Genomic DNA, 11,012 nt, shown 5'->3' with positions numbered 1-11,012 from the left:
GACGCTGCCGGCGAACCGGCCCCGGGGGGACGCGGCGCAGCGGCGGGAGACGCCCGTCGGACGGGCCGCGGGCCGACGGCGGGAGCGCCGGGGGCGGTGCCGGGTGCGCGGGCCGGGCCCGATCCGGACCGGGACAGTCCTTAGGGTGGACGGGTGAGCGAGCAGACGCAGGACCCGGCAGCCCGGCGACCGCCCGGGGACGTCGTGATCGTGGGGGCCGGCATGGCCGGTGTGCAGACGGCCGTCGCCCTGCGCGACGAGGGCTTCACCGGCCCGGTCACCCTCATCGGCGCCGAGCCCCACCAGCCCTACGACCGGCCGCCCCTGTCCAAGGCGGTCCTGCTCGGCACGGCCGACGACTCCGCCTTCGACGTCGATTTCGAGGCCCTGGACATCACCCTGCGCCTGGGGCTCGACGTGACCGGTCTGCGGGCCGCGGCGCACGAACTGGACACCACCGAGGGGCCCGTCGGCTACGACGCGCTGGTCCTCGCCACCGGGGCGGAGCCCGTCGCGCTACCGGGCTCCGAGGGCGTCCCCGGAGTCCATCTGCTGCGCACCCTCGACGACGCGGCACGGCTGCGCCCGGTGCTGGAACGCCGGCACGACGTGGTCGTCGTCGGGGCGGGCTGGATCGGCGCCGAGTTCGCCACCGCCGCCCGCGCGGCCGGATGCTCCGTCACCGTCGTCGAGGCCGCCGACCACCCCCTCGCGGGCACGCTGCCGACCGAGGTCGCCGCCCCGATGGCCGGCTGGTACGCCGAGAGCGGAGCCGAACTCCTCACCGGGGCCGGGGTCGCGCGCGTGGAGGAGGGTGCCGTCCACCTCACGGACGGCCGGACGATCCCCGCCGGGGCGGTCGTCGTGGGCATCGGCGCGCGGCCCGCGACCGGGTGGCTGGCGGGCTCGGGCATCGCGCTCGGCCCGGACGGCTCGGTCACCGCCGACCGCCGGCTGCGCACCTCGCTGCCCGACGTCCACGCGGTGGGCGACTGCGCGTCCTTCCCCTCCGCCCGCTACGGGGAGCGGCTCCTGGTCCACCACTGGGACAACGCCCTCCGGGGGCCCCGCACCGTCGCCGCCTCCCTCGCGGGGGGCGCCGTGCGGGCGTACGACCCGGTGCCCTACTTCTGGTCCGAGCAGTTCGGGCGCTTCGTGCAGTACGCCGGCCGTCACGCGGGTGCCGACACGCTGCTGTGGCGGGGCACCGCCGCGGACCCGGCCTGGACGGTCTGCTGGCTGCGGCAGGGCGTCCTGGTGGCGCTGCTGGCCGTCGGCAGGCCGCGTGACCTGGCGCAGGGGCGCAAGCTCGTCGAGGCCGGGGCGCGGCTCGATCCGGCGCGGGCGTCGGACCCCTCCGTCCCGCTGCGGTCGGCGGCGCTGTAGGGGCGGCGGGGCCCCGTACGCCCGGCCCGGCTACCGGCTGTCGGTCCGGGATGGCAGGCTTGTCCCTGTGACCGAGATTGACGCAAAGACCGATGCTCTCGTCCCCGCATGGCTCCACCTTCCCGACATCGCGGAAATGCTCGATGTCGAGGTGACGCGCGTACGGCAGCTGGTCAAGGAAGGCCAGCTCATCGCCGTGCGCCGCGGTGAGAACCGCGCGCTCCAGGTGCCCGCCGCCTTCATCGACGGCGACCGGGTGGTCAAGGGTCTCGTGGGGACCCTGACGCTCCTGAGGGACGACGGCTACAACGACGAAGAGATGCTTGAGTGGCTCTTCACCCCCGACTCCAGCCTGCCCGGAACCCCCGCACAGGCCCTGAGCGAGAACCGCGGCACGGAGGTGAAGCGCCGGGCCCAGGCGCTCGCCGTCTGAGCGCAGCACCGTGGGCGGGGCGCGGGCCGCGGCACACGCGGCCCGCACCCCGCCGTCACCGGACCCGCCCGGCGGGCCGCCGACGCCCGCGCGGCTCGTCGCCGCACCAGTGATCCATCCACGCACCGACGGGGGAACGCGTCATGTCCACGCCTCGCAACCAGCTTTCCGGCGCCCGGCTCTACCTCTGCACGGACGCCCGCAAGCGGCAGGGCGACCTCCCCGAGTTCCTCGACGCCGTGCTGGCCCACGGCGTGGACGTCGTGCAGCTGCGGGACAAGGGCATGGAGGCGGCCGAGGAGCTCGAACACCTCGCGGTGTTCGCCGACGCCTGCAAGCGCCACGGCGCACTCCTCGCGGTGAACGACCGGGCTGACGTCGCGCACGCCGTCGGCTCCGACGTGCTGCACCTCGGGCAGGGCGACCTGCCGGTGCCCGCGGCCCGCGCCGTCCTCGGCGGCGACGTGGTGATCGGCCGTTCCACCCATGCCGAGTCCGAGGTCGACGCCGCCGTCGCGCAGGACGGCGTCGACTACTTCTGCACCGGCCCCTGCTGGCCCACCCCGACCAAGCCCGGCCGGTACGCCCCCGGCCTGGGCCTCGTGCGCTACGCCGCCTCGCTCGGCACGACCCGGCCCTGGTTCGCCATCGGCGGGATCGACGCGGGCAATCTGGACGAGGTGCTGGACGCGGGCGCCCGGCGTGTCGTCGTCGTCCGGGCGATCACCGAAGCGGCGGATCCCGCCGGGGCCGCCGCGTCACTCGCACGCCGCGTCCGCGAGCGCGCCGTCTGACCGGCCCGGGCGCCCGCCGGCCGTCCGGGCCCGGGCGGGGCACGGCCGGGGCCGCCGCGGGGTGCGCGGAGGAACGGCGGAAGGGGCCGGCCGGAGCGCTTAGACGAGATGTCCGAGGCGTGGACAAAATCGGCCACATTACGGTCATTTCAGTCTCTGTGGTTGGGGTACCGCCACGCCCTCGTTAACCTCCCAGTATGGCCTTTGGTACACCTTCCACCAGGACGGATCACGCGCGGACCGTGCGTGAGCTGCTCGCGACCGGCGAGACCTCGTTCTCGTTCGAGTTCTGGGCGCCCAAGACGGAGAAGGGCGAGCGGAATCTCTGGAACGCCCTGCGCCGGGTCGAGGCCGTGGCGCCCAGCTTCGTCTCCGTGACGTACGGCGCAGGCGGGTCGACCCGCGCCGGCACGGTCCGGGCCACCCAGCAGATCGCCGCCGACTCCACGCTCACCCCGGTCGCCCACCTCACCGCCGTCGACCACTCGGTCGCCGAGCTGCGCAACATGGTCGGGCAGTACGCCGACGCCGGCATCCGCAACATCCTCGCGGTGCGCGGCGACCCGCCCGGTGACCCGATGGGCGCGTGGGTCGAACACCCGCAGGGCGTGCGGTACGCGGCCGACCTGGTCCGGCTCATCAAAGAGGCCGGTGATTTCTGCGTCGGCGTCGCGGCTTTTCCGGAAATGCATCCCCGGTCCACCGACTGGGACTCCGACATCGGTCATTTCGTGGACAAGTGCCGCGCCGGCGCCGACTACGCGATCACCCAGATGTTCTTCCAGCCGGAAAGCTATCTGCAGATGCGTGACCGCGTCGTCGCTGCGGGTTGCGACACCCCGGTCATTCCCGAGGTGATGCCGCTCACCAGCGTCCGACAGCTGGAGAGGTTCGCGCAGCTCAGCAACGCGTCCCTGCCTTCCTCGCTGAAAGAGCGCATCCTCGCCGCAGAGGACGACCCGGTCGCTGTACGCTCCATTGGCATCGAGTTCGCCACGGAGTTCTGCGCGAAACTGCTCTCGGAGGGTGTTCCGGGGCTGCACTTCATCACGCTCAACAACTCGACGGCGACACTCGAGATCTACGAGAATCTCGGACTGCACAAGCAGTCGTGACCGGCCGTACCCGCCACGAACCGGGGCGGTGGCCGTAGGAGGGGGCGGGCGTGGGCTGGACGGTCCTCTACATCGCATTCGGCATAGTGGCGCTGTGGCTGCTGGGCGAGGTGCTCCTGCAGTACAAGGCGCGGCTGCGCTGGCGACTGCTCGCCTTCACCGGGTTCCTCGGGGTGGTCCTCGGCGTACTGATCCCCTCCGTGCTGGTGATCATCGTGGGCGCGATCGCCTTCGCCACCGGCCAGACCTATGTGACCCTCTCCTTCCGGCGCGGCTTCTCCACCGGCTGGGCCCTCGGGGGCAGCCCCGGCGCGAGCCGGCGCCGCCGCCGCGCGGGCGGCCCGGAGAACAGGGAGCCGGTGCTGGAGGTGTCCGGCCTGGAGTACGAGGAGGCGCCCCGGCAGGCGGAGCCCCTCCCCGCCGCGGTCTACGCGACGGAGCCGATGCCGGACGACACCGGGCAGTACGGCGTCTACAGCGACCCGGCCCCGCCCGGCGCCGACGGCCAGGACCCGCACGGCGAGCAGCAGCAGTACGCCGCCTACGACCCGTACCAGGGCTACGGCACACAGGCGGTCCCGGACCCCTACGGCCAGGGCCAGGGGGGCTACCCGGGCCAGGACGACTACGGCCAGGGCGGCCACGCCTACGACCCGGGCCAGGACGCCTACCGGGACCAGGGCGCCCATCCGCAGGGCCCGTACGACTACGGCACCGACCGGCAGGACTACGCCCCCTACACCGACCCGTACACCGGCACCACCGCCGGCACCGGCCAGTACGCCCCGTACGACGCCTACGGCCACGGCAACGGCTACGACCCCGCCTCCTACGGCACCGACCGGCAGCAGCCCGACGACCCGTACGCCGGGCAGTACACCGACACCCCGCCGGGCGGGGTCTGGGTCCCGCAGCAGCGCGAGAGCGACCGGCACGCCCCGCTGCCGCCCGAGGCACCCGCCCGGCCCGCCCCGTACGGCAACGGCTACGACACCGGTGAGAACGAGCAGTACCGCTACTGACCCCTCCGCGGGCGCCGGGGCCGCCGCTCCACCGCGCGCCCCCGGCACTCCGGCCCCGGGCTCACTGCGAGCCGCGGAACCCGTCCCCCTCCACGACGAGCCCGGCGACCAGGGCGCCCGACATCCCGGCGTGGGCCGTCCCGCCGCCGGGATGCGCCCAGCCGCCCGCCCGGTAGAGGCCCGGCAGCGGGGTGCGGTTGCCCGCGTGGAGATACCCGCCGTCCGCCCCGGCCAGGGCCGGGGCGGGCACCGAGCCGCCCTCCGCGCCGGTGTCGGCCGCGGTCTCCGCCGGGGTGCGCACCTCCGTGTGGAGCATCCGCTCGCGGAGCCCGGGAACAGCCTCGGCGGCCCGGCCGATCACCGTGTCCCGGAACCGCTCCCGCAGGGCCGCGTCCGTCCAGTCGACCGGACCGTGCGGCGCCACCGTCACCGTCAGGGTCACCGCCTCGTGCTCCCCGTCCGGACGGGTCGCGGGGTCGTCCGGACGCAGCACCGTCACCGTCGGCTGCTCCGCCGTCCGGCCGCCGAACACCGCTTCCTGCTCCGCCGACGGGTCCCCGGTGTGCACCACCGTGCGGTGGACGGCGCCGGCCTCCCGGCCGCCCCGCAGCGCCAGCATGACGACGAAGCGGCCCGGCACCGAGGGGCCCGCCGCGGGGCGCCCGCCGTCCGGGACCGGCAGCAGTCCGGGCGCCGGCGGCGCGCCGAGGACCACGTGATCGGCCTCCACGCTCGTGCCGTCGGCCAGTTCGAGACCCGCCGCCCGGCCGTCCTTCTCGGTGATCCGCACCGCCTCGGCGCCGAAGACGAACTCCACCCCGCGGGCCACGCAGCGCGCGTGCACCGCGTCCGCCAGGGCGCGCATGCCCCCGGCGACGTACCAGGTCCCGAAGGTCTCCTCCATGTACGGCAGGAAGGCGGCCGACGCCGGGGCACGGCGCGGATCCAGGCCGTACGCGAGGGCGTGACCGTCCAGCAGAGCCGCCAGCCGGGGGTCCGCCAGCTCCCAGGCGCCGATCTCCGCCACCGTGCGTGCCTGCCGGGCCGGGCGCAGCAGCCTCCGGCTGCGCACCGCCGGGTAGGGATCGCGGAGCGGCGGCGTCCCGTCCTCGGGCAGCGGCTCCTCCAGCAGCGGCCTGCGCGACCGGTTCCAGGCGGCGCCGGCCCGGTCCAGGAAGTCGCCCCACCGGGCCCCGGCCCCCGCACCGAGCGCGCGGTCCAGCGCACCGGTCACCCCGGCCCGCGAGGCGTTCGGCAGCGACACCTCGGTGCCGTCGGCGAAGAGATGGCGGCTCGCCGGGTCGACCTGGGTCAGCGTCACGCACTGCTCCAGGCTCTCCTTGCCCGTCTTCACGAACAGGTCGCGGTAGACCGCGGGCAGGTGCAGCAGCCCGGGGCCGGTGTCGAAGACGAAGCCGTCACGGGCGTGCCGCCCGAGCGAGCCGCCGTGGGTCGGGGACCGCTCGTACACCGTCACCCGGTGGCCTGCCACGGAGAGCCGGGCCGCCGCCGCCATCGCGCCCGTCCCGGCGCCGATCACCGCAATTCGTGCCATGCCAGTGACCTTAAGGGGTGCCGCCGGCAGCTCGTCCGGGCGGCCGGTACCCCGCCCCGACCGCTCGCCGCTCCTCGCGGCGCCGCGCCGGCCGGCAGCGCGGCGACGACCGCACCGGACACCGGCCGGACCACCCTGCGGGCCGCGTCCCAGGCCGAGTCGACATACGGGATCCGGTCGGCGACCGCCTCGCACAGGAACAGCACCCCGGCGGCCGCGAGCACGTCGGTGCGCTGCAGAGACACGGGCACCGCGTCGGTGGGACCGGTCGCGCCGAACAGGCCGAGGAGCGGGACCGCCGCGTAGGCGTTGATCCCGTTCGCCAGCCGCTCGTGCACACCAGGGGGAGTAGTACGGACACGGAGGCGATCGTCATCCCTCCGGCGGCCGCCGGAGGGGCCGGTGCGCGGTCCTGAGTATCCCTACCCAGTCCCGGAGATGAGTAGCGGCGCGGATGGGCCCCGCCCGCGCGGACGGAAGAGTGGAGACCACGGAAGGGGCGCTGCGCCCGGACCGCCGGCACGGGGCGGCGGAACGGCGCGGCACCCCGGACGTGACGGGGGCACACGGCGCGGAGCTCCGGGACCACGGGGGACACGGGGTCACGGGGGAGGGCTCCGCGGCGGTACCGGACGCCGGTCCGGTGGGATCCGGGTGACCGGGCCCCACCGGACCGGCGCTCCTGGTTCCGGGGATCCCGGTCCGGGTGTTCCCGGTTCCGGGGGGTCTGACCGGGGGCGCCGCCGCCTCAGCGCCCGCCGACCCGGCCGCGCAGCAGCAGGGACAGGGCGGAGTGCACGTCGTCGATGGTCCGCTCGGGCTGGAACGCCTGCCAGTCGAGCGCGGCCACCAGCACCATCCCGACCAGCGCGGCGGCCGTCAGCTGGATGTCGATCTCCTCGCTGAGCTCACCGCCCGCGACACCCTCCCGCAGGACCTCCTCGACGACGGCTACGGCCTCCTGACGCAGCACCAGGAGGGTGGACTGCCAGGCGCGGTTGGTGCGCCACAGCTCGGCGACGTAGAGCTGGGTGAAGGCCGGGTAGCGGTCGATGAAGACCAGACCCGCCCTGATCATCGCGTCCAGGGCCTCCACCCGGGTGCCGCCGCGGGCGTCCGTGGAGTCGGCGGCGGACCGCAGCGACTGCGTGAGCAGCCCGACGCCGTGCCGCAGCAGCTCCTCGAAGAGCTCCGTCTTGCTCTTGAAGTTGTAGTAGACCGTGCCCTTGGCCACCCCGGCGCGCTCGGCGATCTCGTCCACCGTCGTCGCGGAGAACCCCTTCTCCGCGATGAGGGTCACCGCCGCCTCGTAGAGCTTCTGCCGGGTGACCTGGCGGCGTGTGGTGCTACTGCTGTCCATGCGCACGATTCTCACAGGTGCGGGCGCGGTCACAGACTCAGCTCCGGGTGGAGCCGGTCCAGGGTCCACACCTGCTTGCGGCGGGCCGAGAGCGCGGTCAGCGCCAGCGCGCCCACGGTGAACACCAGCAGCACGGCACAGCCCTGCCAGACCGGCCCGAGCCCGCCGCCGGTGATCAGCCGCCGCAGCCCCTCCACGACGTAGGTCATCGGCAGGTAGGGGTGGATCGCCCCGAAGAACCCCGGGCTGGTCTGGACGGGGTAGGTGCCCCCGGCCGAGGTCAGCTGGAGCATCAGCACCGCCAGGACGAGGATCCGGCCCGCGGCGCCGAAGCGGGCGTTGAGCCACTGCACGATCGCGGCGAAGCAGCAGGTCACCAGGGCCAGGAAGCCGATGGTGCCGGCGGCGTGCGCCATCTGCAGGCCGAGCCGCCAGTGCAGCACCGACATCAGGGCGGCGACCTGGAGCAGCCCGATCGCGGCCACCGGGAGCCAGCCCGCGAGGGCGATGCGCCAGGCGGGCGCCCCCGCCGCGAGGGCCCGCCGGCTGAGGGGCTGGATCAGCATGTACGCGACCATCGCGCCCACCCACAGCGAGAGCGGGATGAAGTACGGGGCGAAGCCGGTGCCGTAGTCGGGCGCCGCGTGCAGCGAGGAGGAGGCGAGCCGTACCGGATCGGCCATCACGCCGGTGCGGGCGTCCCGCTCGTCCGCGTCGTAGTCGGGGATCTTCGCCACGCCGTCGTTGAGCCCCTGGGCGAGCGTGGCGGAGCCGTCGACCAGCCGGTACAGACCGCTCTTCAGGCCGTTGGCGCCCTTGTCGAGCTTCGTGACACCGGTGTGGAGATCCGCGGCTCCCGTCTTCGCGGTGCCGAGGCCGGTGTGGAGGGCGTCGGCGCCCTTGGCGACCTGGTGCGCGCCGGTGTTGAGCGCGTTGATCTTCGCCACCGCGGACTCCAGGTCCGTGTCCAGGTGCGGTGAGCGCTTCGCCAGGGCGTCGGCCTGCTTCGCCAGACCGGTCAGCCGGGTGCGCAGGGTCGCCAGGTCACCGCTCTGATCCTTCACCAGCGCGTCCACGTCGTCGGACACCCCGGCGACGTCCTTCGCCGCCGCCTCGGCGCGTCGGAGCTGCGGACAGACCTCCGGGTCCGGGACCGGCTGCTCCTCGCACCGGACGCGGTACACCTCGGTCAGGTCACCGGAGGCCTGGTGGGCGGCGGCCGAGGCGGCGGGTGCCGCTTCGGCGAGCAGGTCCAGGTTGTCCCGCACGGCCCGGGAGGAATCGGCGACCAGCCGGGCGGTGTCGCCGATGGCCCGGCCGTTGTCCTTCAGGAAGGGGCGCAGGTCGCCGGCGACCGCGTCGACCTTGTCGGCGAGCTGCTGGGTGCCGCCGGCGACCTGCCGGGACCCCGTCTCCAGGTCGCCTGCGCCTTTGTTCAGCTTCGTGACCCCGGCGGACAGCGTGCCGCTGCCCGATCGGGCGTCCTTCAGGCCGTCCGCGAGGTCCTTGGACCCCTTCTTCGCCTTGGTGAGGCCGCTCTCCAGGTCGTCGGCGCCCTTGGCTGCCTTCGCCGTGGCGTCGTGCAGCCCCGAGAAGTCGATGAAGATCCGGTCCAGGAAGCCGCGGGAGGTCTTCGCCGACGCGGCGCTGCGCACCTCGGCGAAGACCGTCCGGGAGATCTGCCCGACGATGTAGTTGTTCGCGTCGTTCGTGCGCACCCGCAGGGCGCCTGCGGCGGGGGAGTCCCCGGCGCTCGACGCGATCCGCTCGCTGAAGTCCGGCGGCACGGTCAGGGAGAGGTAGTACGTGCCGTCCTCGACGCCCCGTCCGGCCTCGGCCGGGCCGACCTCGTGCCAGTCGAAGACCTCGGAGTCGAGCAGCCCGTCGGTGATCTCGTCACCGGCGGCGAGGCGCTCGTCCCCGGTGCGCGCGCCCCGGTCCTCGTTGACCAGGGCGACGGGTATGCGGTCCAGCCGCCCGTACGGGTCCCAGAACGACCAGAGGTAGAGCGCTCCGTACAGCAGGGGCAGCAGGAGGAGTGCCACCAGTGCGGCCCGGGGCATCCGGCCCCGGCCGAACCGCCGCAGCTCAAGCGCGGCCAGTCCCGGCGATCGCATCAGCCGTGTCCTTCCCGGTCGTCGTGTCGTCGGAGGGTCCGTCCGGGCCGGCCGCCGGACGGGTGCGCACCACGAGCGCGTCCCGCGGTGCCTCGCTGCACACGGCCAGCACCGTGGTCCCGCCGGCCGCGAGGGCGCGCAGCAGGTCCCAGGCCAGGGCGCGGTCGGCGGCGGAGAGCTTGAGGTCGGTGTCGTCCACGGCCAGCAGCCGGGGACGGCCCATCAGCGCCAGGGCCACGGACAGCCGCAGGGCCTCCAGGCGCTCCAGGTCCCGCACGGAGGTCCGGCCTGCCTTGGGCAGCGTGCCCAGGTCGAGCCCCGCGTCCGCCAGCGCGGTGCCGACCGTGTCCGCGGCCTCCGCCGCGCGTTCGGCGCGGGGGCGCAGCAGGGAGCGCAGCGAACCGTCGAAGCGGCGCCGCAGCAGGGCCCGTTCCCGCAGGTGCTCGTCGACGGTCAGCGAGGGGTCCAGCTCGTTCACCCCGGGGACCGGGCCCAGTGCGCTGAACCCGCGCACCGCGCCGAGCCGCCCCGGCAGCCGCTCGCCGCCGACCTCCGCGTGGCCCTGCGTGGACCGCATCCGGCCGGTCAGCGCGAGCAGCAGGCAGGTGCGCCCCGAACCGGAAGGGCCCTCGACCGCGACGAGCGACCCGGGCTCCGCGGTGAACCCCACGCCCCGGAAGGCCCAGCCGCGCGGGCCTCGCAGCCCGAAGTCCTCGGCGCTCAGTGCCGCCCCGTACGGGCTGTCCACGGACCCACCCCCATTTTTGAACTGACTGGTCAGTGCAAAAAGTTAGCCGGAACTCGCGCTCCAGGCAAAGTGGCAGGTCAGAGCCGTTTCCTGAGGGGTTGTCAGTGCCGCCCGTCATGATGGACACAGACGGCCACCGAGCCGTCACGCGACGACAGGAGGTTCGTCATGGCCAGCTCGTCCGCAGCCGCCGCCCCGCGGCCCCGCGCAGTCAGCCCTGCCCCCTCACCGACCGGTCCGGCGACCGACGTGCACCCCGTCCTGCGCCGCACCACCGCGCCGCCCGCCGCCCTGGACCTGCTCGCCCAGGCCCACGCGGGCCTGGACGAGGCCGCCGGTCTCGACATCCCCAACGAGCGCTACGCCACCGCGCACCTCGCCGCACTGCGCACCGCGGCCGCCGGGGGGGGGCCCCCCGGGGCGCCCGCCACCCCCCGGGGGGAGGAGAGGGAGGGGGGGGGGGGGAGGGGGGGATAGTGTGA

The 11,012-nt window shown here is 74.7% G+C and carries 9 protein-coding genes and 2 pseudogenes; 6 read left to right on the top strand and 5 right to left on the bottom strand.

The features are described from left to right. Positions 1-153: 153 nt before the first annotated feature. The 5 genes from ABZ172_RS29750 to ABZ172_RS29730 all read left to right on the top strand — a co-directional run bounded on the left by ABZ172_RS29750 (position 154) and on the right by ABZ172_RS29730 (position 4,750). Positions 154-1,386 carry an FAD-dependent oxidoreductase gene (locus ABZ172_RS29750; RefSeq protein ID WP_356888417.1) on the top strand — a complete coding sequence of 411 codons (1,233 nt, stop codon included), beginning with the start codon at positions 154-156 and terminating at the stop codon, positions 1,384-1,386. 67 nt (positions 1,387-1,453) lie between these two features. Continuing rightward, positions 1,454-1,819 (top strand): Rv2175c family DNA-binding protein, encoded by a 366-nt coding sequence (locus tag ABZ172_RS29745; protein ID WP_356888415.1) that lies wholly within the window; start codon positions 1,454-1,456, stop codon positions 1,817-1,819. 143 nt (positions 1,820-1,962) lie between these two features. Then, the gene (thiE, locus tag ABZ172_RS29740; RefSeq protein ID WP_356888413.1) at positions 1,963-2,613 is read left to right on the top strand and encodes a thiamine phosphate synthase; all 651 of its coding nucleotides are present in this window, start codon (positions 1,963-1,965) and stop codon (positions 2,611-2,613) included. A gap of 197 nt (positions 2,614-2,810) precedes the next feature. Next, entirely contained in the window at positions 2,811-3,728 is a 918-nt protein-coding gene (metF, locus tag ABZ172_RS29735) for a methylenetetrahydrofolate reductase [NAD(P)H] (RefSeq protein WP_356888411.1), read from the top strand. Between the two features lie 50 nt (positions 3,729-3,778). Beyond that, entirely contained in the window at positions 3,779-4,750 is a 972-nt protein-coding gene (locus tag ABZ172_RS29730; protein ID WP_356888409.1) for a hypothetical protein, read from the top strand. A 61-nt stretch (positions 4,751-4,811) separates the two neighbouring features. Here ABZ172_RS29730 and ABZ172_RS29725 read toward each other — a convergent pair whose 3' ends face one another. The 5 genes and pseudogenes from ABZ172_RS29725 to ABZ172_RS29705 form a co-directional block, all read right to left on the bottom strand. After that, complete coding sequence (locus tag ABZ172_RS29725; protein WP_356888407.1) at positions 4,812-6,305, bottom strand: NAD(P)/FAD-dependent oxidoreductase; 1,494 nt, start codon at positions 6,303-6,305, stop codon at positions 4,812-4,814. Positions 6,306-6,394: 89 nt separating this feature from the next. After that, positions 6,395-6,681 (bottom strand): annotated as a pseudogene (locus tag ABZ172_RS29720) (DUF4126 domain-containing protein); the annotation flags it as partial. A 372-nt stretch (positions 6,682-7,053) separates the two neighbouring features. Continuing rightward, positions 7,054-7,665, bottom strand: coding sequence for a TetR/AcrR family transcriptional regulator (locus ABZ172_RS29715; protein ID WP_356888405.1), 612 nt, complete (start codon positions 7,663-7,665; stop codon positions 7,054-7,056). Between the two features lie 29 nt (positions 7,666-7,694). Continuing rightward, positions 7,695-9,782 carry a YhgE/Pip domain-containing protein gene (locus ABZ172_RS29710; protein WP_356888403.1) on the bottom strand — a complete coding sequence of 696 codons (2,088 nt, stop codon included), beginning with the start codon at positions 9,780-9,782 and terminating at the stop codon, positions 7,695-7,697. Then, positions 9,754-10,530, bottom strand: a complete 777-nt coding sequence (locus ABZ172_RS29705) for an ATP-binding cassette domain-containing protein (protein ID WP_356888401.1) — start codon at positions 10,528-10,530, stop codon at positions 9,754-9,756. The genes ABZ172_RS29710 and ABZ172_RS29705 overlap by 29 nt, the downstream gene beginning before the upstream one ends. Before the next feature lie 168 nt (positions 10,531-10,698). On the opposite strand from ABZ172_RS29705, the pseudogene ABZ172_RS29700 reads away from it, so the two are divergent. Next, positions 10,699-10,932 (top strand): annotated as a pseudogene (locus tag ABZ172_RS29700) (hypothetical protein); the annotation flags it as partial. Positions 10,933-11,012 lie beyond the last annotated feature (80 nt).

The organism is Streptomyces sp. NPDC006296, assembly GCF_040613235.1.
Classification (GTDB): Bacteria; Actinomycetota; Actinomycetes; order Streptomycetales; family Streptomycetaceae; genus Streptomyces.
The sequence above is the reverse complement of the archived record's forward strand: the minus strand, read 5'-3'. Positions and strand labels throughout refer to the sequence as shown.

Coding starts and splice junctions, on each gene's coding strand:
- ABZ172_RS29725 (WP_356888407.1), bottom strand. CDS start 6,305: ATGGCACGAATTGCGGTGATCGGCGCCGGGACGGGCGCGATGGCGGCG.
- ABZ172_RS29715 (WP_356888405.1), bottom strand. CDS start 7,665: ATGGACAGCAGTAGCACCACACGCCGCCAGGTCACCCGGCAGAAGCTC.
- ABZ172_RS29710 (WP_356888403.1), bottom strand. CDS start 9,782: ATGCGATCGCCGGGACTGGCCGCGCTTGAGCTGCGGCGGTTCGGCCGG.
- thiE (WP_356888413.1), top strand. CDS start 1,963: ATGTCCACGCCTCGCAACCAGCTTTCCGGCGCCCGGCTCTACCTCTGC.
- metF (WP_356888411.1), top strand. CDS start 2,811: ATGGCCTTTGGTACACCTTCCACCAGGACGGATCACGCGCGGACCGTG.